This is a genomic window from Streptomyces ambofaciens ATCC 23877, from assembly GCF_001267885.1.
In the GTDB taxonomy this organism is placed as follows: domain Bacteria; phylum Actinomycetota; class Actinomycetes; order Streptomycetales; family Streptomycetaceae; genus Streptomyces; species Streptomyces ambofaciens.
Genome location: NZ_CP012382.1, coordinates 7,370,210 through 7,392,287, shown reverse-complemented (window position 1 = coordinate 7,392,287; position 22,078 = coordinate 7,370,210). Strand labels below are relative to the sequence as shown.

Genomic DNA, 22,078 nt, shown 5'->3' with positions numbered 1-22,078 from the left:
ACGAGGAGGACTCCATGACCGGCACCGACACCGTCCTGGGCGCTCCAGTCGAGCGGAGGGAAGGGCGGGAGAAGGTCACCGGCACCGCCCGGTACGCGGCCGAGTACACCGCACCCGGCCGCGCCCAGGCCTGGCCCGTGCCGGCGGAGGTGGCGCGGGGCCGGGTGACCGGCGTCGACGCCGCCCCCGCACTCGCCCTGCCCGGCGTACTCGCGGTGCTCACGCACGAGAACGCGCCCCGGCTCGCGGAACCGGAGGACCCGGTCCTGGCCGTGCTGCAGAGCCCGCGGGTCCCGCACCGGGGCTGGTTCGTGGGCCTGGTGGTGGCCGAGACCCTGGAGGCGGCCCGGGCCGGGGCCGCCGCCGTCCGGATCACCTACGAGGCGGAGGGCCACGACGTGACGCTCACCGCCGCGCATCCGGAGGCGTATGTTCCCGAGTCGGCCAACGGCGGGTTCCCGGCCGTCACGGAACACGGCGACCCGGACGAGGCCTTCGCCTCGTCGGCCACCCGGCTGGACGTCGCGTACCGGGTGCCGCCGCTGCACAACCACCCGATGGAACCGCACACCAGCACGGCACAGTGGGACGGCGACCGGCTGACGGTCCACTCGTCCAGCCAGGGGACCAGCGCCGTGCGCACGGAACTCGCCAGGATGTTCGAGCTGCCCGAGGACCGGATCACGGTCCTCGCCGAGCACGTCGGCGGCGGCTTCGGATCGAAGGGCACTCCGCGTCCCGACGTGGTCCTGGCCGCGATGGCGGCCCGCGTGACCGGCCGGCCGGTCACGGTCGCGCTCCCGCGCCGCCTCCTGTCCGCCGTCGTCGGCCACCGCGCGCCGACCCTGCACCGGCTGCGCCTGGGCGCCGACTCCGACGGGCGGTTCACCTCCCTCGCCCACGAAGTGACGACCTACACCTCCCGGGTGAAGGAGTTCGTGGAGCAGGCGGCGGTCCCCGCGCGCGTCATGTACGCCGCTCCCGCGCTCCGCACGCTCCACCGGGTGGCCCGGCTGGACGTGCCCACCCCGTCCTGGATGCGCGCCCCGGGCGAGTGCCCGGGCATGTACGCGCTCGAGTCGGCGGTGGACGAACTCGCCTGCGCACTCGACATCGACCCGGTGGAGCTGCGGATCCGCAACGAGCCGGAGACCGAGCCCGACAGCGGCAAGCCCTTCAGCAGCAGGAATCTGGTGGAGTGCCTGCGCGAGGGCGCCCGCCGATTCGGGTGGGAGGCACGCGATCCGCGTCCCCGGTCCCGCGCCGCCGGGCCGCTGCTGGTGGGCAGCGGGGTGGCCGCGGCCACGTACCCGGTGCTGGTGTCGCCGTGCGCCGCCAGTGCGCGCGCCCTGCCCGACGGCGGTTTCCGGGTCCGCGTCAACGCCACCGACATCGGTACGGGCGCCCGTACGGTCTGTGCGCAGATCGCGGCCGACGCCCTCGGTGTCCCGCTGGACCGGGTCCGGATCGACATCGCCGACAGCGACATCGGTTTCGCGCCCATGGCCGGCGGGTCCTCCGGCACCGCCTCCTGGGGCTGGGCCGTGCACGAGGCGTGCGTCCGGCTGACCGACCGCCTGGCCGAGCACACGGGGCCACTGCCCGACGAGGGGATCACGGCCGACGCCGACACCTCGGGCACCGCCGACGCCGAGAGCCCCTTCGCACGGCACGCGTTCGGCGCGCACTTCGCCGAGGTCACCGTCGACACGGTCACCGGTGAGGTACGGGTGACGCGCATGCTGGGCGTCTTCGCCGCGGGGCACATCCTCAACGCCCGCACCGCGCGTTCCCAGTTCATCGGGGGCATGACGATGGGCCTGGGCATGGCGCTGACCGAACACAGCACGATGGACCCGGCGTTCGGCGACTTCACCGAGTCCGACCTGGCCTCCTACCACGTGCCCGCGCACGCGGACGTCGCCGCCCTGGAGGCGCACTGGATCGACGAGGACGACACCCGCCTCAACCCCATGGGCAGCAAGGGGATCGGCGAGATCGGCATCGTCGGCTCGGCGGCCGCGGTCGGCAACGCCGTGCACCACGCGACGGGCATCCGCTTCCGCGAACTCCCGCTCACTCCGGACCGGGTGCTCACCGGCCTGCTCGACCACGAGCACCCCGCGGGCATGCTGGGCACCTGAGCGCGGACCGGGGCGGGAAGCGAGCGGATGGGGGTGCACGAGGCCCGCGCCGGGCGTACCGGCGCGGGCCTCGGGGTGTGCGGAGGCGGACGGTCAGTCCGCGGCCCGGCTCGCGCCGGCCACCCGGGAAGCCGACCGGACCCTGGCGGGCGCCTGGGAGGCCACCCGTGCGCAGAGCGCCGTCAGCGCGACGAGGGACGCCAGTACGGCGACGGGGACGGCGATCCAGGCCGGCGCCACAGTGAGGTCGACGACGTTCGCGACCCGAGCCGAGGGCGTCGCACCGCCGTACAGCTTGGCCACGGCCAGTGCCGCCGGTGCCACGACCGCCGCGGCGAGCAGCGGTACGGCGGGCCGGACGGTCAGCAGCAGGGCCAGCACCAGACAGAGCGCCGACAGTCCGAGAGCGACGGCGTAGGCACGGACGGAGGCGTCGTTCCGGTGCAGCGGGAAGTAGGCCACGCCGCACCCGGCGAGGACGGCCACGGTGAGCCAGGCCGGCCAGGCCGGTCCCCGGGCGGACCGGCGCGCGGCACGGTCCCGCTCACGGTCGCGCTCGCGCGGTGCGCGTTCCCGCTCACGGCCGCCTTCGTGCGGTCCGTGTCCCCGCTCGCGGGCGCCTTCGTGCGGTGCGCCCTCCCGCTCGCGGTCGTCCTCGCGCGGTGCTCGGCGCTCCTCGCGGTCGCGTCCGCGACGGGCCGGACGGGGTCCCTTTCGGCGTTCCCGGCCGCGGCGGCCGGCGGTGAAGGCGCCGGCCGGTCCCGCCGTGCGGGCGGGGGGCTCCGGTCCGTCGTCCTGTCCGACCCCGTCCAGAGCCGCTCGCAGATGCCGGGCCTCGGGGCGCTCGGGGCGCACCCGCCCGTCCTCGGCCAACTGTCCGATCAGCTGGACCAGTTCCTCCACGGGCCGGCCGGTGGCGGCGGCCCGCACGGCCTCCTGTCCGCAGTGCGGTTCCAGGGGCGTGCGGTGCAGCATCTCCATCAGCCGGGTCACGTCCTCCACCGAGCGGCACTCGGCCGCGGCCCGGATCGCCTCGTCCGCGCAGTCCGGGTCACGCGGCGGCCGGGTCAGCAGGCCGACCAGCCGGGTCACGTCCTCGACGGAACGGTTCACACCGACCGCCCGCAGCGCGTCGATCGTGGCCTGCGCGTAGCGGGGGGACTGTTCCAGCATCGTGATCAGGTCGACGACCTCCTCCAGCGGCCGGTCGGCCACGGCGGCCCGCACCAGGTCACCCACGGGGTCGCCGAACTCCTGCTCCAGGCCCTCGTGGTCGGCGGGGTCGAGGGGGAACGGCTCCTCGGCCGAAGGGTCCCGCGGCAGGGACACGCCGTCCCGGGGAGCGGGCTCGTGGGGCGCCGGTTCCGTGGCGGCCCCCCTCGACGCGGGGTCCCGGAAGACGGGGTCCTGGGAGCGGGGGCCGTGTGACACGGGGGTGTGCGGAAGGAGGTCGGGCGGAACGGGGGCGTAGGAGACGGGTGACCGGGCGGGCGAGGCGTGGGTGGCTGCCGGGTCCGCGTCGGCCGGCGCGTCCGCCGGGCGCAGTGAGTGCGTGCCGGTGGCCATGGTCGTCTCCCCGGTGGGCAGGTCCACGGCGGATATGGCGTACTCGGGCGAACGGGGTGATGAAGAGCCGGTAGTCATGATCTCTCCGTGTGGTGGGGGTGCGGCCGCCCTGCGTCCCCGACATGCGACACGCGCTCTGTGCTGACCATTACTAGGCACGTCCCCGGCCGTCCGCCACCGGAGTGGGCCACCAGGATGAGGGACCCGCTCCCGGGGACTTGTCGCCGCCGGGAGCGGGAATCCGTGGGACAGGGCGCGTGCCGCGCACCAGAAGGAGGGGCGGGGTGGATACGACCACAGTGGTGATCACCGCGGCGGTGCTGCTGGCGGTGATCGTGCTCGCGGCGGCGGTCGGCGTTCTGGTGCGGCTGGTGCGCACCCGACGCGAACTCAGGCGGGCCGGGCTTCCCACCGGCCCGCGGTGGGTCTTCTGGGGCGCCGTCCTCTACTTGGTGCTTCCGACGGACCTGGTGCCCGATCCGGTCTACCTGGACGACATCGGCGTACTGCTGCTCGCCCTGCGCTCCGCGCGCGGTTCCCTCGGCGGACGGCGGGGGGCCACGGACCGGCGGCGGGGGACGACTCCGCCCCATGACTACGCTGCGTAAGGAAACCAATCACCCGTTCGACTCGTATAAGTCTCTGGAAGCCGAAGGCAGTCGGCGGACCAGGGGACGGCGCGCAGAGGTCGTCGCCTGATCGGCGCAGCACCGACTAGGGAGAGACGATGCAACCGTTCGCGCTCAACTACGCACGGCCCGCAGTGGAGTTGGAAGCCACCACTCCGTACGTCTACGACTCCGGGCTGCAGTTGAACGTGCTCCTGGACGGGCGGGCGGCCGCCTGTGACCACGCGCTGCTCAGAGAGCTGGGGACCACGACCTCCACCGCGGGGTCGAAGACTCACTTCGACGACTGAACACGGGCCGTCGAGGATGACCGTGTTGATCCTGACCAGTGAAGAGGACGTCACCGCGGACATGGTGGTCGTGCACCTCAACGCGTCGGGAGTGCCGGTGGTCCGCCTGGACCCCGCCGACCTGACGGGCTCCGTGGCGCTGTCCGGTGAGTTCGCGCACGGGTCCTTCCGGGGTCACCTGTCCTCGGGGGGCCGGCTGGTGAGCATCGGCGGGCTGCGGTCCGTCTGGGTGCGCCGGCCGGGCGGCGCCGCCACCCGGGCCGCGGAGCCCTCCGCGTGGCTGACGGAGGAGGCGGGGCAGGCGCTCTACGGGATGCTCCGGGACTGCGGGGCGCGCTGGATGAACCAGCCGGACGCGGCCCACCGGGCCCGGTACAAGCCCTGGCAGCTGCGTCTGGCGCAGCGCTGCGGCATGCCGGTGCCGGCGACGCTGATCACGACCTTCCCGCGGGCCGCACGGGAGTTCGCCGAGCGCTACCCGGACCTGGTGGTCAAGCCCGTCTCCGGCGCCCATCCGCAGGACCCGCCCCGCGCCGTACCGACCAGCCGGGTCCCGCCCGAGGCCGACTTCTCCGCCGTCGCGCTCGGCCCGACGTTGCTCCAGCGCCGGGTGGCCAAGCGTGCCGACATCCGGCTCACCGCCGTCGGCGACGTGTTGCTGGCCGCCCGGAAGACGCACCTCGCGGGCCGGGACCCGGAGGAGGTGGACGTCCGTTTCACGGCGTCCCTCGAGCCGTGGCGCCCGGCCGAGGTGCCGCCGCGCGTGGCCGAGGCGGTCCGCGCCTACCTCAGGGAGGCGGGACTCTCCTACGGTGCCCTCGACTTCGCCGAGGACGGCGACGGGACCTGGTGGTTCCTGGAGTGCAATCAGTCGGGGCAGTTCGGCTTCGTCGAGGTGGACACGGGTCAGCCGATCGCCCGCGCCATCGCCGACTGGCTGGCCCGCCCCGCGTCGCGGGACCCGGTGGACACGGGTGGCCCGGGCGCGACGGTCTTCGGGTGAGGGTCCACGCGCTCGTCCGTCAGTGCGGGCGCGGGCCGGGCAGCAGGGCGGTGCGCTGCCAGCCGGCGCCCGGGGACGCCTGCCGTTCGGGGCCGGGCAGGTGGCCGGGTGAGTGCAACGGGCGCATGACAACCTCCAGCTCCCTGCTCACGCGCTCGGCTTCCCGGCGCACCTGCGCGGGGACGTCACCGCATTCGGCGACGAGTCGGTCGTAGATGGGGGAATCCTGGAACACCCGTCAACGTGCCTTTCGTGTCGTCCGCCTCCGTACGGAGGCGCGACTGAGCAGTCTAGGCGCCCGCCCACCCGGTCGTGCGCATTCCCCCCAAGGGGTGACAGCGGCTCAGGCGCCGGTCGTGGAGCCGGGCCGGACGACCATGAGAACCGTCACCGTGGCCCACAGCAGGTTGAACAGCCCGGTGAACATGGCGAGCCGGGCGGTACCGGCCCGCTCGACGGGCTGCCGGTCGGCGAGCTGCTCCAGGAGTTCCTCCTGGCGGGGCAGGACGAAGGCGACCAGGAGGCCGGCGGCCGCGGCGGTCAGGACGAGGGAGATGAGGAGCCACGCGTCCGTGAGCACCCCCATCGCCGCCGCGGTGGCGATGCCGAGGACCGGCACGGCGATGCCGAGACCGGCGTATACGCGGCAGATCCGGTGCAGCAGCCGCACGGTGCCCGCATCCGCGTCGCCGCCCCCGCCCCCGTCCCCGGCCCCACGCGGCGGCGCCACCGCCGCCCGCCGGACCGCGGGAGGGAACATGCTGGCCGCGACGGTGACGGGCCCGACGGCGATGATCGCGGCCAGGACGTGGAGGGACAGCAGGATCTTGGTCATCGGTCGGGGCTCCGGGGGCTGGATCGGTGGGTTCCCTGCGCGGACGGCAGGCGCCGGCCGGCGACGCGGTACCCCGGTCCCCGAGGTGCGCGACGCCGCCGTGAGCCACGTTAGGAAGCCGGCGGATGATCGCACAGCGGCTGAAACGACAGCTTCCAACGGATTCTCGCCAACGCCCTGACCAGGAGGTGCCCGGCGGACAGGCGACAGATACGGGCTTCTGCACCCGGCGGGAATCCGCCTAGGGTGTCGGACATGCACACCGTTGCGATCCTGGTCCTCGACGACGTGGTGCCGTTCGACATGGCGGCACCCATGCAGACCTTCGACTGGACGCGGCTGCCCGACGGGCGCCGCCCCTACCGGGTCCGGCTGTGCGCCGAGTCCCCCGAGGTGCGCACGGAGGGCCTCTCCCTCCGCGTCGACCTGGGCCTGGAGGCACTGGAGACCGCCGACACCATCATCGTGCCGGGCCGCTCGGAGGAGTCCGGGCCGCCCTCCGGACCCGTCCTCGACGCGCTGCGCCGCGCGGCGGGCGCCGGCACGCGGATCGCGTCGGTGTGCGTGGGTGCGTTCGTCCTCGCCGAGGCGGGACTGCTGGACGGTCTGCGGGCGACCACCCACTGGATCGCCGCGGCCGAACTGGCCCGCCGCCATCCGCGCGTGGAGGTGCTGCCGGACGTGCTCTACGTCGACAACGGGCAGATCCTCACCTCGGCGGGCGCCGCCGCCGGGCTGGACATGTGCCTGCACATGATCCGCCGGGACCTGGGGTCGGCCGTCGCCGCGCACGCCGCCCGGATGTGCGTCGTGCCGCTGGAACGGGAGGGCGGGCAGGCCCAGTTCATCGTGCACGAACAGCCACCCGTGCCGCGGGGCTCGGAGATGGAGCCCCTCCTGAGCTGGATCGAGGACAACCTGGCCGGGGAGGTCACCCTGAAGGCCATGGCGGCGCGCGCGGGCCTGAGTGAGCGCACCTTCAGCCGGCGGTTCCGCGAGCAGACGGGCACGACCCCGTTGCAGTGGCTGCTGCGAGCCCGGGTGCGGCGTGCCCAGTACCTGCTGGAGAACGGCGACCACTCGATCGAACGGATCGCGCGGCAGGCGGGCTTCGGCTCCCCCACGGCCTTCCGGGAGCGGTTCCGCCGGGTCGTCGGGACGACGCCGTACGCCTATCGCGCGGCGTTCCACGGGAAGCCGGCCGCCGTCGCGGACAGCGCGTAGGGCCCGCCCCACGGACCGGACCGGCGCTCAGGGTCCGGTCCCCGAGGCGAGCCCCAGGTACGGCGGTGTCACACGGCCAGCGACAGGCCGCTCTCTCCGTCCGGGTCCGCCGCGCGGGCGACCTCCGGTGTCCGTCCCTTGGCGAGCAGCAGTGCGTCGGCCTTGGCCACCGCGTCCTGGATGCTGGTCGTCGCCATCATCACGCACAGGGTGTAGCTGACGTCCGCCAGTTCGCGCGCCGCGGCCGGCCTCTCCCTCTCCGCCTGAGCGATCCGCAGCGACGCGTACCGCGTCAGTAACTCCCTGACGACCCTCGGGTCCGGTTCGAGCACGAAGCGCCCCTCTCTCGATTTTCGCTGCGTATGCCCGAACCCGGCCGAAACATTCACACCATGCGCGCACCTGGTCGCCATTGACCAGAACCAGTCGCTTCCTGTCCGGCCTTCACCGCGACCCGTCGACGGCCTGGTGGAAACCGGACAGAACGCCGGACATGACACCGGCCGGAAGGCCGGTCCGGACACCGGAGGGCGGTCAGGCGACCTGACCGCTGTGCAGGGCCGTGTACGCCCCTCCCCTGCCCAGGAGTTCCTCGTGGGTGCCGGTCTCCCGGATCCGGCCGTCGGCCATCACCACGATCCGGTCCGCGCCCCGTACGGTGGACAGCCGGTGCGCGACCACGAACGTGGTGCGCCCGCGCAGCAACCGGGCCAGCGCCTGCTGGACCAGCGCCTCGGAACGGGTGTCCAGTGCCGAGGTGGCCTCGTCCAGGATCAGCACCCTGGGGTCCCGGATGAGGGCGCGGGCGATGGCCAGGCGCTGGCGCTGTCCGCCGGACAACCGCGCGCCGTGCTCTCCGACCAGGGTGTCGAGTCCCTGCGGCAGCCGGTCGACGAACTCCAGCGCGTTCGCGTCCCGCAGGGCCCGGCGCACCGTCTCCTCGTCGGCGTCGTCCATGCCGTAGGCGACGTTCTCCCGGATCGTGCCGTCGAACAGGATCGACTCCTGCGGCACCACCGAGACGAACCGCCGGTAGGTCCGCAGGTCCAGGGTGTTCATGTCGGTGCCGTCGAGCAGCAGTCGGCCCGTGGTCGGCCGCAGGAAGCCGATGACCAGGTTGAGCACGGTCGACTTGCCCGCGCCGGACGCGCCGACGAGCGCTATGGTCTCGCCGGGCTCCACGGCCAGCGTGAAGTCGCTCACCGCGGCCCGCCCGCCCGTCTCGAAGACGTGCCCGACCCCCTGGAAGGTGACGGCTCCGCGCAGCGAGGTGAGTTCCGTCTTGCCCTCGTTGTCCTCCAGTTCGGGCGCCTGGAGCACCTCGCCGACCGAGCGGACGGACTCCAGGCCCTTGGTGATGACGGGCGCCAGCCCTGCCAACGTTGTCGTGGAGTTGGTGAGGGTGGTCAGGAAGGCGCTGAGCATGACGACGTCGCCGGCGGTGACGCCCCAGACGCCGTGGTACGAGATCAGCGCGGCACCCGCGAGGACCAGGACGCCGACGACGTTGAGCACGACCCAGGACAGCGAGCCGAAACGGCCGTTGACCAGGTCGAGGCGCATCCCGGAGGTCAGCAGGCGCTCCAGGGTGCCGTCCATGCGGCGCAGCGCCTTGCCCTCCAGGCCGTGGGCACGGGTGACCGGGATGAGCCGGGTCATCTCCGTGACCCGGGAGGACAGGGCCTCCACCTCGTGGCGGAAGTGCTCGTTGTGGGAGCGCAGCCGGGCGCGGAGACGGGCCACGAGGAGGGAGGCGGCCGGGACGACGACGAGGAAGACGGGCAGGAACTCGGGTGTGCGCACGGCGATGATGACCAGGCCGCCGGTGAGCACGGTGAACGCGCCCAGCCCCGTCTCCGCGGTCTGCTGCACCATCTGTTCCACCGTCTCCACGTCCCGCACGACCTTGGCCTGCAGGACGCCGGCGCTGACGCGCGAGTGGTAGCCGATGGAGAGCTGCTGCATCCGCGTGCACAGCGCGGAGCGCAGGGCGGTGCCCATGCGGCGCACGCTGCCGTACAGGAGACGGACGTAGAGCAGGTGCAGCGGGTAGTTGACCACCAGGATGAACATGATGATCCCGGTGCTGGTCCACAGGTCGCCGATCGGGCCGTGCTGGACGACGGTGTCGATGATGGACGCGGTGATCAGGGGCAACAGCCAGACGGGACTGTGCTTGACGGTGAAGACCGCCACCGCCCCGGCCAAGCGGTGGCGGTCGGCACGGAACAGGTAGACGAGCGTGCGTATCGGGTGTTCGCCCCGGTAGCGGTGGTCGAGCGGTTTTTCGGGCGGCGACGCCATCGGCGTGGGTCCTCCTGGTGACCGAATGGGGCAAGCGCTTTCTCCTCGCGCTTTCCTACCCGTTCGGCACCGCGGGCGCCACACCGTTCCGCAGGCCGGGACGTCACCGGGAGGGAGGCCCGCGCCGTCTCCCCCGTGGAGGGCGCGGGCCTCAGTCTCCGAGGGTGCGGGCCAGTTCGGTGGTGGCCCGCTTGATCTCGCTGTCGCCCTCGACGAGCAGGCGCGCCAGCTCGCCCCGACGGGCACGGACGGCCTGCCGTGCCGCACGCTCCCAGGCCACGGGGTTCTCACGGTGGTTGAGCAGTTTGGGATAGGCGGTGGCGGTGGTCTCCCACTGGCGGGCGTCGGCGATGTTCTTGAGCAGCTGGATGATCTGCGCCCGGCAGTTCACCTGGGGCCACTGCGCCAGTTCCCACAGGAAGGGCACCGTGGCGGCGGTCGCCTGCTCGACGACGAAGCCGTACTGGCAGATGCGTTTCCGCAGATCGCCGAGGGCGGTCCGGGCGGCCTCGGGGTCCCCCGAGGCGACCTTGCGCAACAGCCGGGGAATGGCGGCGGCCGAACCGCTGGAGTCCTGGATCTCGCTCCAGGGCACTCCGTCCAACCCGGCGAGGAGGGCGGTCCGGGACGATCCGGACGGCTGCTTCGCACGGTCGGTGCGCTGGGTGCTCGGCTCGGGTGTCGGAGCGCTGCGCATGGTGTGGGGCCCTTCCGCGGCAGTCGGGTCAGGTGAGGGTGCGGGTCGACAGCTTGGCCCAGACGGTCTTGCCCGCCGGGGGTCTCGGGGTCCAGCCCCACTCCTCGGCGAGGGCGTCGACGATGCACAGGCCGCGTCCGTGCTCCTGGAGTGCGGAGCCGCCGGACGGGGCGAAGACGGGTGCGTTGTCCCCGGGGTCGGAGACGGTGAGCATCAGGTGGCTGGGCCGCGGGGCGAGTCCCAGCCTGATCTCCGGAGCTCCGGCCGCCGCGGACGGCAGGGCGTGCGACACGGCGTTGGAAGCGAGTTCGGTGATCACCAGGACGGCGTCGTCGGCGTGCCGGCCCAGGGACCAGCCGTTCAACGTGTCCCGGGTGAAGACCCGGGCCCGCGCGAAGCCCTCCGCGCTGCACGCGATGCGCAGCACCGCGGGAGCCAAGCCGCCACCCTGCGCGTGCCGTGACGGGTGGGGAGCCGGGCACGGCCACTCCTCGCGCCCGGCGGCCGGCCGCGGCACGTGCGGAAGCCCGCCGAACCCACTCGTCGCGCCCGCCTCCGGCACGGACTCGCCGGGCGACCGGAGCGTTGGATGCGCAGGTGACGACACGGCATCTCCCTGATGCGACGTCAGAACAGGGCGCCGACCGGGGGGTTGACGCCACGGCTATTATCCACGCTGACAGCGCTCGCGTGCAATTGCACGAGAAATTGCGCGAAAAAAATCGGATGGGAGCGCACTTGGGCCGACGGGACTCGGTCCGCTCCCCCGAACGGCAAGGAGATCGCGGTGCCATCAGTGCGCAACGGAGTGCAGGCCAGCTCGTTGGACGCCTGCTGGATGAAGAGTCGGCACAGCAACGCCGAGGGCAACTGCGTCGAGGTCGCCCTCGTGGACGGAGGCATCGCGATGCGCAACTCCCGCGATCCGGACGGCCCCGCACTCGTGTACACCTCCGGAGAGGTGGCCGCCTTCCTGGCCGGGGCGAAGGAGGGCGAGTTCGACCACCTCCTGTGAGGCGGACGCGATCACCCCGGGCGGGAGCGGCCCCGGCCGCCGAGTGGAGGCCAACTACCCATTTTCCACGGGCGGATGCGGCGGGCACAACCGGGATGAGATAGTGTGGGTTCTCAAGTCTGCCGGTCTGCTGGGAGCCAGGATGTCCGCCGCGTCGCATCGCATCTCCCGACTCGAACCGTATCTGGACCGGGTCGAGCCCGCCCCGACTCTGCTGAAGATGCTGGTCGGCGTCCAGCTGGCGGGTTTCCGTGAGGACGCCGGTCTGTCCCAGGACCAGGCGGCACGCGACCTCGGGTTCAGCGCGGCGAAGCTCTCCCGCATCGAGTCGGGCAAGAGCCGCAGGCCCCCTACGGAGACCGACGTCCGTGCGCTGCTGGAGCGGTACGGCACCGACGACTACGAGGCCTCGGTCCTGCTCAAGCTGCTGCAGCGCGCCGGCGAACCGGGCTGGTGGCAGCGGTACGACAAGCGCCTGATGCCCGAGTGGTTCGACCGCCTCGTGGGCCTCCAGGAGGCCGCGGCGACCATCCGTACCTTCGAGATCCAGTACGTCCCCGGTCTGCTCCAGACCGCGGGCTACACCCGGGCCGTGGTCGAGCGCGGGCTGCCGAACGCGCCCGAGGGCGAGGTCCGGCGGCGCGTCGAACTGCGCATGCGCCGCGCCGAGTTGCTGCGGCGCGGTGACGCCCCGCAACTGTGGGCGATCATCGACGAGTCCGTGCTGCTGCGTGTGCTGGGCAGCCGCGACGTCATGCGGGAGCAGCTCGCGCACCTGGTCACGATGGCCGAGCAGCCCCATGTGACGCTGCAGATCGTGCCGCTGGACGTGACGAACGCGTCGGCGCCCGCGATCCCCGTCACCTATCTGCGCTTCGGCGGCGCCGACCTGCCCGACGTGGTGTACCTGGAGCACATCAAGAGCGCCAACTTCCTCGAGGACCGCGACGAGACCGAGGAGTACCGGGTCGCGCTGGACCGCCTGGCCGACGAGGCGCTGACTCCGCGCGAGTCACGGGAGCTGCTGCGCGAGACGATGGCGCTGCGCTACCCGGAGAAGTGACGTCGAGGCAGGGCCGACGAGCCTGGGCATGACCGAGGGGCCGCACGCGTCGCGCGCGGCCCCGAGCACTGTCTCCGGGTCGTTCTCCGCTCTAGCGGATACGGCCCAGACCGCCGAACTCGATCCACTCGTCGGTGAGCTGACGCGGCACCACCTCGTTGTCCGGGCGCCAGGTGGAGACCTCCACCAGGCCCGGCTCCAGGATGTCCATGCCCTCGAAGTACGCCTCGACGTCCTTGGGTTCGCGAACCCGCCCCCAGTGCCCCTGCGTGGCCTGGTTCATGAAGTCGGTGACGAACTCCCGCACCTCGGCCTTCTCACTGACCAACTGGCACATCACCGCGTAGCTCCCGGGCACCAGTCGCTCGGTGACCCGCTTGATGACCGCCGTGGGACCGTCGGTGTCGCTGTCCGGGATGCAGTGGAAGACGGAGTTGAACAGCACGGCGACCGGCTGTGAGAAGTCGATCAGGCGCTGGGTGTCGGGGTGGGAGAAGATCTCGTCCGTCGAGCGCATGTCGGCGTGGATGACGGCGGTCCGGTCGTTCTGGTCCAGCAGCGCCCGGCCGTGGACGAGCACCATCGGGTCGTTGTCGACGTAGACGACGCGGGAGTCGGGGGCGACGCGCTGGGCGACCTGGTGCACGTTGTCCTGCGTGGGAAGGCCGGAGCCGTGGTCCAGGAACTGGCGGATGCCGTAGTCCTTTACGAGGGTCCTGACCACGCGCTGCAGGAAGCGCCGGTTGTTGAGCGCCAGCCGGCGGGTACTGGGGACGACCTTGTCGAGTTCCCCGACCGCCGCCCGGTCGGCCGCGTAGTTGTCCTTGCCGCCCAGGTAGTAGTCGTACATACGTGCGGCTGTGGGCACGTTGGCGTCGATCTCCGTGGACAGCTGCTTGTCGGCCTGCATCGTTCCCCCAGCTTCCGTACGGGCGCCAACTGGACTGGCATGACAGAGAGTACATCTTAAGGACCCGGCGGACAGGGAAACCAGCACGTGGACCGAGTGGCCGCCAAGTGGACTGCACAGCAGACGACTTGACGGCCACTCACCTCCGTCAGCCGCGGGCGGCCAGGTACGCGTCGACGCCCGGTGCCTTGTGGGCCTCCTCCACGCCGACGACGCCACCGACCGCCTTGGCGTCGGGCTTCAGCACGTAGGTGGACCGGCTGGCCGGCTCGGTCACGTTGGTGAAGTTCTGCGGCGTGCCCAGGCCGGTGTCGGCGTTCTTCTGCGAGCGGTGCGCCTTCACCACGTCCTCGCGGGTCAGGCTGCCGCCCTCACAGGCCTTCTTCAGGTCCGCGCCCATGAGCTGGGCGGCGTTGTACCCGGAGAGCACACCGGAGTCGACCGGCTCCCCGGGGTACTTCTTGCCGTAGGAGGCGACCATCTTCTTGACGCCCGGCAGGTCGGAGCTGACCGCCGGTGCGGCGCTGACGACGTGGACCATGGCCTCCAGCGCCGGTGCCGCGGGGGTCTTCATCAGCTGCGGGGAGTAGCCGGGGGCGCTGCTGACGATCGGCACCTTCAGGCCGCGGGCGGCGGCCACGCCGGCGAGGGACGCGGTCTGCGCGGGGCCCGCGCTGATCAGGATCGCCTTGACCCCGGCCTTGCTCAGCGCCGACACCTGTGCGGACAGGTCGGTGTCGGTGGCCTTGATCTTCTGCCCGGCCACCTTCAGCCCGGCCTCCTCGGCGGCCCACTCGGAACCCTCCAGCGCGTTGGCGCCGTAGTCCCCCTCGAAGTACACGTGGCCGATCGTGTCGCCCTTGGCGACCTTGTTGGTGCGGGTCAGGAAGTCGACGGCGGCGATCATGTCGAGGTCGTAGGTGGTGCCGAGGACCTGGACCGGGTCCATGCCGAGCAGGGAGGCGGCCCAGGCCTGCGGGAAGGTCAGCATGCTGTCCCGCTCGATGTCGTCGAGCAGCGCGGCGACCACCGGCGAGCCGATGACCTGGGGCAGCGCGACGACGTCCGGGGAGATGTCGGCGTAGGCGGTGACGGCCTTCTGCACGTCGTAGCCGTGGTCCTTGACGACGATCTCGACCTTGCGTCCGCAGATGCCGCCCGCGGCGTTGGTCTCGTCGGCCCACATCTGCTGCGCCTGGACGATGCTCTTGCCGAGGGTGGCGTAGGGGCCCGTGAGGTCGGTCAGCGCGCCCAGCTTGATGGCCTTCTCGCTGACTCCGGGGCCGGCCTTGACGCCGTCGGCGGCTTCGTCGGTGCTTCCGCCGTCCGCCTTGGAGCTGCATGCGGTGCCCGCGAGCAGCACGGCGGCCAAGGCCGCGGCCAGTGCGGCGGTCCGGGTGGTGCGGGCTCTGGGGTGCGTGACGTTCACGGGGTGTGCTCCTTGGCTCGTGCGGTGGTGGCGGCGGTGGAGGGTCGGGGCGAGGGCCCGTCGCCGGGCGGGTCGGTCACGGGCGGTGTGCGGCGCAGGCGGGCGCGCGTGCGCCGGGCCAGTCCGTGCAGGCCGTCGGGGGCGTACAGCAGGATGACGACGATGGCCGCGCCGTAGAGGTAGCGGGCGGCCTCGGTCGGGCCGATCGAGCCGCCTCCGGAGCCCGGCGTCGCCACCAGCGGCAGTTGGTCGGCGTAGCGCGTCATCAGCAGCGGCAGCGCGGTGACGAAGACGGCTCCCGCGGTGGCGCCGGCCACCGAGCCGAGGCCACCGATGACGATCATGGCGAGATAGTCGACGGACAGCAGGAGGGAGAAGTAGTCGGGCACCACGCGGCGGAAGGAGAGCGCGAGCAGGACGCCCGCGAGGCCCGCGTACATCGAGGAGACGACGAAGGCCGACGAGCGGTACCTGGCCACGTGGACCCCCATCACGGACGCCGCGGTCTCGCTGTCGCGCAGGGCCACGAGGGCGCGTCCGGGGCGTCCGCGCAGCAGTCCCCGCGCGGTGAACCAGGTGAGGGCGAAGAGGGCGAGGCCCAGGTACCAGAGCCGTTCCTCCGCGCCGAACGGCACGCCGAGGACGGTCAGTTCCGGGTCGGTCTCGGCGAAGGTGAACCCGCCGATCTCCAGCGGCGGCACCGAGCGCCCGTTGAAGCCGCCGGTGACGGAGTCCGCGGTGAGCAGGACGTGGTGGCCGAGGAAGACCAGGGCGAGGGTGGCCACGCCGAGGTAGACGCCCTTGACCCGGCCGGCGACGGGGCTGAACAGGCCGCCCGCCGCACCGGCGAGGAGCACGGCGAGGACGGCGGCGACAGCCGGCGGCAGCCCCGGGCCGGGCTCGCCCGCCAGCCACACGTAGCCGTAGGCGCCGACGGCGAGGAAGAAGGCGTGCCCGAGGGAGAGCTGGCCCGCGGTGCCGCTGAGCAGGCTGAGACCGACGGCGCCGATGGCCGCGGCCATGGAGAACAGGCCGATGCGCAGCCAGAAGGCGTCGAGGTAGAAGGGCAGGCCGCACAGGAGGAGGGCGGGCAGCAGCAGGAGTCCGCCGCGCTTGAGGAGGGCGCTCCCCTTGAGAAGCTCAGACACGAGCCGCTCCCTTCGCCGCGAAGAGTCCCGCGGGGCGCACCAGGAGGACCAGCACCATCACGGCGTACGGGGCGACGTCCCCGAAGCCCTCGCCGAGGACGTGCAGGTCGGACTGGTAACCGGCGACGAAGGCCTCGGTGAGGCCGATCAGCATGCTGCCGACCAGCGCGCCGACCGGTGAGGCCATGCCGCCGAGGATGGCCGCGGGGAAGGCCTTGAGGGCGATCTGCCCGGTGGTGCGCTCCAGTCCGGGTGCCGGGAAGGCGACCAGGAAGACCGCGGCGAGCGCGGCGAGTCCGCCGGCCAGGCACCAGGCGACGGTGCGTACGCGGGTCAGCCGTACGCCCATGAGGGCCGCGGCCTCGCCGTCCTCGGCCGCCGCGCGCAGCGACAGGCCCCAGGGGGTGAACCGGAAGAGGGCGAAGGCGCCGGCGATGGCCACGCCGGACACCAGGATCGCGGCGATGCGGCTGTCGGCGACGGTCACCGGGCCCAGGTCGGTCACCGAGTCGCCCCAGGGGTCGCCGAGTGGCAGCAGGTCGCCGCCGATGCGCCGGGCGAGGTCGGTGACCAGGACGATGTCGATGCCGATGGTGACGATGGTCTGCACATGGGCGGCGTGCGGGTCGGTCCCGCCGACGCGCTGGAGCACCAGCCGGTCCAGCGCACCGGCGACGGCGGCCGTGACCAGGACGGCGACGGCCAGGGCCCCGGCGAAGCCGATGTCGTCGTGGAGGACGGCGACGAGGTAGCCGCCGAGCAGCAGGAGCGAGCCGTGGAGGAAGCTCAGCACGCCGGAGGCCTTGAAGATGGTGACGAAGCCGAGGGCGATCAGGGCGTAGACCGAGCCCAGGGCGAGGCCGTTGAGGAGGTTGTCGAGGAAGCCGGTCATGCCGCGTCCTCCCCGGTGGTGCCGGTACCGAGGTAGGCGCGCAGGACTTCGGGGTCGCGCCGCACCTGGTCGGGAGTGCCGTGGGCGATGGCCTTGCCGAAGTCGAGGACGGTGACCTCGTCGGCGAGGCGCATGACCAGGCCCATGTCGTGTTCGACCAGCACGACGGAGAGGCCGAGTTCGGCGCGGATCTCCCGGACGACCTCGGTCATCCGGATGCGTTCGGCGGCGTTCATGCCAGCCACGGGTTCGTCGAGCAGCAGTACACGGGGCTCCAGACAGAGGGCACGGGCGAGTTCGACCCGCTTGCGGTCGCCGTAGGACAGCAGGGCGACGGGTGCGTCGAAATGGGCGCCCAGGCCGGTGAGTTCGGCGATCTCACGGGCTTTGGCGAGGTGTTCGCGCTGTTCGCGCACGGCGCGCGGCAGACGCAGGGCGCTGGCGGCGAATCCGGCCCGGGACAGGGCGTGGCGGCCGAGCATCAGGTTGTCGGCGACGGTGCCCTGGGTGGTGACGATGTTCTGGAAGGTGCGGGCGACACCGAGCGCGGCGATCCGGTGCGGCGCGAGACGGGTCAGTTCGGCGTCGCCCAGCCGGACGGTTCCGGTGGTGGGCCGGTACAGGCCCGACAGGACGTTGAAGCAGGTGGACTTGCCGGCGCCGTTGGGCCCGATGACGGCGTGCAGGGTGCCCGGGGCGACGGTGAAGGAGACGTCGTCGAGGGCGACGAGTCCGGCGAAGCGCACGGTCACGTTCTTGACGTCGAGCGCGGGCGGCGCGGTGGTACGGGTGGTCACGCGGCCCCCTGACCGTCGGCGGCCTCGCCCAGGTAGAGGCGGCGTACGGCGTCCGTCCGCGCGAGTTCGTCGGCGGGTCCGGACAGGCCGATCTCCCCGACCTCCAGGACGTAGGCGTGTTCCGCGAGGGACAGCGCCATGCCGGCGTTCTGTTCGACGAGGAGTACGGCGGTGCCCTGGGTGTTGATCTCCCGGACGACCTCGGCGATCCGGTCCACCATCAGCGGGGCGAGCCCGAGGGAGGGTTCGTCGAGGAGGAGCAGACGGGGTGCGGCCATAAGGGCGCGGCCGATGGCCAGCATCTGCTGCTCGCCGCCGGACAGCAGGCCGGCCGCCTGGCGGGTGCGTTCGGCGAGCCGTGGGAAGAGGGTGAAGACGCGGTCCCGTGCCTCGCGGACCTGGGCGGGGGCGCGGCGGTTGAGGCCCAGCCCGCCGGCTCGCAGGTTCTCGTCGACGGTGAGTCCGGCGAACACCCGCCTGCCCTCGGGCACCTGTACGACGCCGGCGCGTACGGCGGCGACCGGGTCCCGGCCGTCGAGGGCCGTGTCGCCGTAGCGGACGCGGCCGGCCGTGATCGCGCCGCGGTGCAGGCGCAGTGTGCCCGAGACGGCCCGCAGCAGCGTCGTCTTGCCGGCACCGTTGGCGCCGAGCAGCGCGACGACGCCGCCGTGCGGGACGGTCAGGGACACGGAACGGAGGGCGGACAGTGCGCGCCCGTACGTCACGTCGAGGCTCTCGACGTGCAGCGCGGGCTCGCCGTCCGGTGGTGCTGCGGGCATCGCGGCTCCTTGGGACCGTGCCGAGAACGACACGGTGACGGGTAAGGGGGAGCTCACGACAGCACGCGCACCGGTGCCGGTACAGGGCTGCGGGCCGGGTCGCTGCGGCGTCCCAGTCCCGGACGGAAGAGTCTGTGCGGATGCCCAGCGCGGACGCCGGGGGCGGCGGCGGGGGGTGCCTGGGCCGGAGCGCCTGAGGGCCGCGTTGACCGGGGCGCCCCAGGGGCCGGCGAGAGGGAACCACGGACCCGCGCGTGATGCGTGAGGGCGGCACCGTGCCGTCGGCCGCCCCGCGAAGCCGCCGACACGCGCTCCCCGCCCACGGCGCATGCCCCGTTATCTTTTTCGCGGTCCTGCAAGAGGGCCGCTGGCCTCCGGGCCCGGCATGACTGTTGCCCCCTGTCGATGGGATGACCTGGGGGGTGGTGTCACCGGGTCCGAGGGGTGCCGTCGGAGACGCTGATCAGAGGTCCGACCACCGTCCGGCCGGGCGCAATGCCAGGCCGCTCGCGGGCGGCAGGTCTGCATAACGTGGATGCGCGAGAACGGCTCCCGACCTTGAGGCCGGCACGCATCGACACATGTGGGGGCACGGTGATCAGCATCGACGGGGTGGGCGTCTTCCTGGGCCTGGACGTCGGCAAGCAGACGCATCACGGCCACGGCCTGACCCCGGCCGGGAAGAAGGTGTTCGACAAGCAGCTGCCGAACAGCGAACCGAAGCTGCGGGCTGTCTTCGACAAGCTCACGGCCAAGTTCGGCACCGTCCTGGTGATCGTGGACCAGCCCGCCTCCATCGGCGCCCTCCCACTGACCGTCGCCCGGGACGCCGGCTGCCAGGTCGCCTACCTGCCCGGACTGGCGATGCGCCGGATCGCCGACCTCTACCCGGGCGAGGCCAAGACCGACGCGAAGGACGCCGCGGTCATTGCGGACGCTGCCCGCACCATGCCCCACACCCTGCGCACCCTCGACCTGACCGATGAGGTCACCGCGGAGCTGACCATGCTGGTCGGCTTCGACCAGGACCTCGCAGGCGAGGCCAACCGCACCTCCAACCGCATCCGCGGCCTGCTCACCCAGTTCCACCCCAGCCTGGAGCGCGTCCTCGGCCCGCGCCTGGACCATCCGGCAGTGACCTGGCTCCTCGAGCGTTACGGATCCCCGCAAGCACTCCGCAAAGCGGGCCGCCGCAAGCTGGTCGAGGTCGTCCGCCCGAGAGCCCCGCGCATGGCCGAGCGGCTGGTCGACGACACCTTCACCGCACTCGACGAGCAGACCGTCGTCGTCCCGGGCACCGGCACCCTCGACGTGATCGTCCCGTCGCTGGCGAAGTCGCTGGCCGCCGTTCACGAACAACGCCGGGCCCTGGAAACGCGGATTGAGGCACTGCTGGAGGCCCACCCTCTTTCCCAGGTCCTGACCTCGATGCCCGGCATCGGCGTCAGGACCGCCGCAGTCCTCCTGGCCACCGTCGGCGACGGCAGCAGCTTTCCCACCGCCGCCCACCTGGCCTCCTACGCCGGCCTCGCCCCGGTAACCCGGCAGTCCGGCACGTCGATCCACGGCGAGCACGCCCCCAGAGGCGGCAACCGGCAGCTGAAACGAGCGATGTTCCTCTCCGCGTTCGCAGCCCTCCACGACCCCGCCTCCCGCACCTACTACGACCGCTGCCGAGCCCGCGGCAAAACCCACACCCAGGCCCTCCTCCGCCTCGCCCGCCATCGCATCAGCGTCCTGTTCGCCCTGCTCCGCGACGGAACCTTCTACGAGCCGAGGAGCCCTCGACTCGCTTGACGAAGGACATAGAGGCACCCCCCGGAGCGGCAACCACGACTCCGCGAAGCCGCACGAAACGCGCCCCCGCCCACGGCGCATGACACTCCGGCGCGGCAACCACGACTCCGCGAAGCCACACGAAACGCGCCCCCCGCCCCCGGCCGCGTCACACCCCGGAGCGGCACCCGCAGCCGGCGAAGACGCACGGCGCGCGCCGGCCGGCGTCCGGGGGAAGTCGTGCCTCGTTCAGTCGCGCAGGACCCGGCGGGCGGTCAGGGCCAAGCTCATCTCGACCAGGTCGGCGGGGCGGGCCAGGGAGCGGCCGGTCAGTTGCTCGCAGCGGCGCAGGCGGTTGAGGACCGTGTTGCGGTGGCAGTAGAGGCGTTCGCCCGCCCGTTGCGCCGAGCCGTCGCAGTCGAGCCAGGTCGTGAGGGTGTCCAGCAGCACCTCGCGGTCCGCGGGCTCAAGACGCAGCAGGGGACCGAGCACCTTCTCGGCGAGGGCGCGGCCGAGACCGGGGCTGGAGACGACCAGGGCGGCGGGGAGGTGGTCGGCGAGCCTGACCGTGCCGCCGGTCTCGGGGCAGATGTCCAGGGCGGTGTCGGCGGACCTGCGGGCGTCGCCGACGGCGGCGAGCCCGTCGACGGGACTGCCGATGCCGATCCGGAGCCCGGGAAGCCCGGCGTCCTGGCCCGACGCGGGCTCCGGTGCCTCGGGGAGTCCGTCGTCGTCGGCGCCGACCAGGACGATGCCGTAGTCGTTCTCCACCCCCGCGTGCCAGTGGACCCGGGCGCCGGGCGGTACGGCCGCGGCGCGGGCGGCGTCGGGGCGGGCGGAGTGCCCGCCGGTGACGGCCACGACGACGTACCGGCCCTGTTCCGGCAGGCCCAGCGCCTGGGCGGTCTCGGGCAGGTCCGCGATGCGGCTGGTGCCGTCCAGCAGGCCGGCGGCGAGCAGCCGGGCCCGGTTCTCGCGGCGCCGGCTCAGCTGCCACTCGGTCTGCCGGTAGGCGTCGGCCACCAGGGTGCAGTGCTCGTCCACGAAGTTCCACACGTCGGCGGCCACGTGCACGAGGAGGCGCACGTCCTCCGGGGCGGTCCGGGACGTCTCCTCGACCAGCCGCTGCCACACCAGGGAGCCGCCGAGGCGGAAGGCGTGCAGCAGGGCGTCCAGCGGGAGTCCCTGCTCGGCCCGGGCGGCGCCGATCCGCCAGGAGCAGCGGCGGGCCGCGTCCCGGGCGGCGCGGGGGTCGAGCAGCGAGGCCACGCTGTGCCGCAGCGAGCGGTGGGCCTCCTGCCAGGTGGCCGTGGGGTCCTTCGTGACAGCCACCCGGTAGGCCGGCTCCTGCTCCTGCAGCAGCGCCACCAGCCGGTCGGTCAGACCGGGCAGGTCGTCCAGCAGGGCGCGGGCCGCCCGGTGCAGGACGCGCAGGGCGTCGGCGTCCATCAACGACGTGACGCTCGGTGTCCGCGGGCGTGGAACGGGCGTCAGCCCGGTGCGGATCGCTGCTCGTGACCGTACGGCGTGCTGCATCGCGGTCCTCCCCGGGGCCAGGGCTTGCGGGGGCGGCCCGC

General features: G+C 72.8%; 22 protein-coding genes. 8 read left to right on the top strand and 14 right to left on the bottom strand.

Annotation, left to right across the window (positions count from 1 at the left end; translation table 11 throughout):
- The first annotated feature begins 14 nt into the window (after positions 1-14).
- Entirely contained in the window at positions 15-2,144 is a 2,130-nt protein-coding gene (locus tag SAM23877_RS32530; protein WP_053141016.1) for a xanthine dehydrogenase family protein molybdopterin-binding subunit, read from the top strand.
- A gap of 93 nt (positions 2,145-2,237) precedes the next feature.
- Here the strand turns inward: SAM23877_RS32530 and SAM23877_RS38205 are convergent, their stop codons facing one another.
- Entirely contained in the window at positions 2,238-3,788 is a 1,551-nt protein-coding gene (locus SAM23877_RS38205) for a hypothetical protein (RefSeq protein ID WP_107408690.1), read from the bottom strand.
- Positions 3,789-3,994: 206 nt separating this feature from the next.
- Here SAM23877_RS38205 and SAM23877_RS32520 point away from each other — a divergent pair, with 206 nt between their 5' ends.
- The 3 genes from SAM23877_RS32520 to tgmB all read left to right on the top strand — a co-directional run bounded on the left by SAM23877_RS32520 (position 3,995) and on the right by tgmB (position 5,632).
- Entirely contained in the window at positions 3,995-4,318 is a 324-nt protein-coding gene (locus tag SAM23877_RS32520) for a YkvA family protein (protein ID WP_053141014.1), read from the top strand.
- 119 nt (positions 4,319-4,437) lie between these two features.
- Positions 4,438-4,629, top strand: coding sequence for a putative ATP-grasp-modified RiPP (tgmA, locus tag SAM23877_RS32515; protein WP_053141012.1), 192 nt, complete (start codon positions 4,438-4,440; stop codon positions 4,627-4,629).
- Between the two features lie 16 nt (positions 4,630-4,645).
- On the top strand, positions 4,646-5,632 hold the full coding sequence (gene tgmB, locus SAM23877_RS32510; RefSeq protein WP_053141010.1) for an ATP-grasp ribosomal peptide maturase: 987 nt from the start codon (positions 4,646-4,648) through the stop codon (positions 5,630-5,632).
- Positions 5,633-5,651: 19 nt separating this feature from the next.
- On the opposite strand, the gene SAM23877_RS32505 is transcribed toward tgmB, so the two are convergent.
- Positions 5,652-5,867 (bottom strand): hypothetical protein, encoded by a 216-nt coding sequence (locus SAM23877_RS32505; protein ID WP_053141008.1) that lies wholly within the window; start codon positions 5,865-5,867, stop codon positions 5,652-5,654.
- 108 nt (positions 5,868-5,975) lie between these two features.
- Positions 5,976-6,467: a hypothetical protein gene (locus SAM23877_RS32500; protein WP_053141006.1), complete on the bottom strand. Its 492-nt coding sequence runs from the start codon at positions 6,465-6,467 to the stop codon at positions 5,976-5,978.
- A 255-nt stretch (positions 6,468-6,722) separates the two neighbouring features.
- Between SAM23877_RS32500 and SAM23877_RS32495 the strand changes: the two genes are divergently transcribed.
- Positions 6,723-7,691, top strand: coding sequence for a GlxA family transcriptional regulator (locus tag SAM23877_RS32495; protein WP_053143081.1), 969 nt, complete (start codon positions 6,723-6,725; stop codon positions 7,689-7,691).
- A 68-nt stretch (positions 7,692-7,759) separates the two neighbouring features.
- Here the strand turns inward: SAM23877_RS32495 and SAM23877_RS32490 are convergent, their stop codons facing one another.
- From SAM23877_RS32490 to SAM23877_RS32475, 4 genes are all read right to left on the bottom strand, one after another.
- Positions 7,760-8,023 carry a DUF5133 domain-containing protein gene (locus tag SAM23877_RS32490; protein ID WP_053141004.1) on the bottom strand — a complete coding sequence of 88 codons (264 nt, stop codon included), beginning with the start codon at positions 8,021-8,023 and terminating at the stop codon, positions 7,760-7,762.
- Between the two features lie 202 nt (positions 8,024-8,225).
- Complete coding sequence (locus tag SAM23877_RS32485) at positions 8,226-9,995, bottom strand: ABC transporter ATP-binding protein (RefSeq protein WP_053141002.1); 1,770 nt, start codon at positions 9,993-9,995, stop codon at positions 8,226-8,228.
- Between the two features lie 151 nt (positions 9,996-10,146).
- Positions 10,147-10,692, bottom strand: coding sequence for a hypothetical protein (locus SAM23877_RS32480; protein ID WP_053141000.1), 546 nt, complete (start codon positions 10,690-10,692; stop codon positions 10,147-10,149).
- A gap of 28 nt (positions 10,693-10,720) precedes the next feature.
- On the bottom strand, positions 10,721-11,131 hold the full coding sequence (locus tag SAM23877_RS32475) for an ATP-binding protein (RefSeq protein ID WP_342342867.1): 411 nt from the start codon (positions 11,129-11,131) through the stop codon (positions 10,721-10,723).
- Positions 11,132-11,479: 348 nt separating this feature from the next.
- Here SAM23877_RS32475 and SAM23877_RS32470 point away from each other — a divergent pair, with 348 nt between their 5' ends.
- Positions 11,480-11,707: a DUF397 domain-containing protein gene (locus SAM23877_RS32470; protein WP_053140996.1), complete on the top strand. Its 228-nt coding sequence runs from the start codon at positions 11,480-11,482 to the stop codon at positions 11,705-11,707.
- 142 nt (positions 11,708-11,849) lie between these two features.
- Positions 11,850-12,770 carry a helix-turn-helix domain-containing protein gene (locus tag SAM23877_RS32465; protein ID WP_053140994.1) on the top strand — a complete coding sequence of 307 codons (921 nt, stop codon included), beginning with the start codon at positions 11,850-11,852 and terminating at the stop codon, positions 12,768-12,770.
- Between the two features lie 91 nt (positions 12,771-12,861).
- On the opposite strand, the gene SAM23877_RS32460 is transcribed toward SAM23877_RS32465, so the two are convergent.
- The 6 genes from SAM23877_RS32460 to SAM23877_RS32435 all read right to left on the bottom strand — a co-directional run bounded on the left by SAM23877_RS32460 (position 12,862) and on the right by SAM23877_RS32435 (position 18,725).
- The gene (locus tag SAM23877_RS32460; RefSeq protein WP_053140991.1) at positions 12,862-13,680 is read right to left on the bottom strand and encodes an SAM-dependent methyltransferase; all 819 of its coding nucleotides are present in this window, start codon (positions 13,678-13,680) and stop codon (positions 12,862-12,864) included.
- Positions 13,681-13,828: 148 nt separating this feature from the next.
- Positions 13,829-15,109: an ABC transporter substrate-binding protein gene (locus SAM23877_RS32455; RefSeq protein ID WP_053140990.1), complete on the bottom strand. Its 1,281-nt coding sequence runs from the start codon at positions 15,107-15,109 to the stop codon at positions 13,829-13,831.
- On the bottom strand, positions 15,106-16,257 hold the full coding sequence (locus tag SAM23877_RS32450) for a branched-chain amino acid ABC transporter permease (protein ID WP_053140987.1): 1,152 nt from the start codon (positions 16,255-16,257) through the stop codon (positions 15,106-15,108). The genes SAM23877_RS32455 and SAM23877_RS32450 overlap by 4 nt, the downstream gene beginning before the upstream one ends.
- Positions 16,250-17,149, bottom strand: coding sequence for a branched-chain amino acid ABC transporter permease (locus tag SAM23877_RS32445; RefSeq protein WP_053140985.1), 900 nt, complete (start codon positions 17,147-17,149; stop codon positions 16,250-16,252). Before SAM23877_RS32445 ends, SAM23877_RS32450 begins: the two co-directional genes overlap by 8 nt.
- Entirely contained in the window at positions 17,146-17,946 is an 801-nt protein-coding gene (locus SAM23877_RS32440; protein ID WP_053140983.1) for an ABC transporter ATP-binding protein, read from the bottom strand. The genes SAM23877_RS32445 and SAM23877_RS32440 overlap by 4 nt, the downstream gene beginning before the upstream one ends.
- Positions 17,943-18,725, bottom strand: coding sequence for an ABC transporter ATP-binding protein (locus tag SAM23877_RS32435; protein WP_053140981.1), 783 nt, complete (start codon positions 18,723-18,725; stop codon positions 17,943-17,945). The genes SAM23877_RS32440 and SAM23877_RS32435 overlap by 4 nt, the downstream gene beginning before the upstream one ends.
- A gap of 594 nt (positions 18,726-19,319) precedes the next feature.
- Between SAM23877_RS32435 and SAM23877_RS32430 the strand changes: the two genes are divergently transcribed.
- The gene (locus tag SAM23877_RS32430; protein ID WP_053126455.1) at positions 19,320-20,522 is read left to right on the top strand and encodes an IS110-like element ISSam1 family transposase; all 1,203 of its coding nucleotides are present in this window, start codon (positions 19,320-19,322) and stop codon (positions 20,520-20,522) included.
- A 228-nt stretch (positions 20,523-20,750) separates the two neighbouring features.
- On the opposite strand, the gene SAM23877_RS32425 is transcribed toward SAM23877_RS32430, so the two are convergent.
- Positions 20,751-22,037, bottom strand: a complete 1,287-nt coding sequence (locus SAM23877_RS32425; protein ID WP_053140979.1) for a PucR family transcriptional regulator — start codon at positions 22,035-22,037, stop codon at positions 20,751-20,753.
- Positions 22,038-22,078: the final 41 nt, after the last annotated feature.

Bases quoted from the DNA above. Each gene is read 5' to 3' on its own strand.
- SAM23877_RS32530 (WP_053141016.1), top strand. From the start codon at position 15: ATGACCGGCACCGACACCGTCCTGGGCGCTCCAGTCGAGCGGAGGGAA.
- SAM23877_RS38205 (WP_107408690.1), bottom strand. From the start codon at position 3,788: ATGACTACCGGCTCTTCATCACCCCGTTCGCCCGAGTACGCCATATCC.
- tgmA (WP_053141012.1), top strand. From the start codon at position 4,438: ATGCAACCGTTCGCGCTCAACTACGCACGGCCCGCAGTGGAGTTGGAA.
- tgmB (WP_053141010.1), top strand. From the start codon at position 4,646: ATGACCGTGTTGATCCTGACCAGTGAAGAGGACGTCACCGCGGACATG.
- SAM23877_RS32500 (WP_053141006.1), bottom strand. From the start codon at position 6,467: ATGACCAAGATCCTGCTGTCCCTCCACGTCCTGGCCGCGATCATCGCC.
- SAM23877_RS32495 (WP_053143081.1), top strand. From the start codon at position 6,723: ATGCACACCGTTGCGATCCTGGTCCTCGACGACGTGGTGCCGTTCGAC.
- SAM23877_RS32485 (WP_053141002.1), bottom strand. From the start codon at position 9,995: ATGGCGTCGCCGCCCGAAAAACCGCTCGACCACCGCTACCGGGGCGAA.
- SAM23877_RS32480 (WP_053141000.1), bottom strand. From the start codon at position 10,692: ATGCGCAGCGCTCCGACACCCGAGCCGAGCACCCAGCGCACCGACCGT.
- SAM23877_RS32465 (WP_053140994.1), top strand. From the start codon at position 11,850: ATGTCCGCCGCGTCGCATCGCATCTCCCGACTCGAACCGTATCTGGAC.
- SAM23877_RS32460 (WP_053140991.1), bottom strand. From the start codon at position 13,680: ATGCAGGCCGACAAGCAGCTGTCCACGGAGATCGACGCCAACGTGCCC.
- SAM23877_RS32445 (WP_053140985.1), bottom strand. From the start codon at position 17,149: ATGACCGGCTTCCTCGACAACCTCCTCAACGGCCTCGCCCTGGGCTCG.
- SAM23877_RS32435 (WP_053140981.1), bottom strand. From the start codon at position 18,725: ATGCCCGCAGCACCACCGGACGGCGAGCCCGCGCTGCACGTCGAGAGC.
- SAM23877_RS32425 (WP_053140979.1), bottom strand. From the start codon at position 22,037: ATGCAGCACGCCGTACGGTCACGAGCAGCGATCCGCACCGGGCTGACG.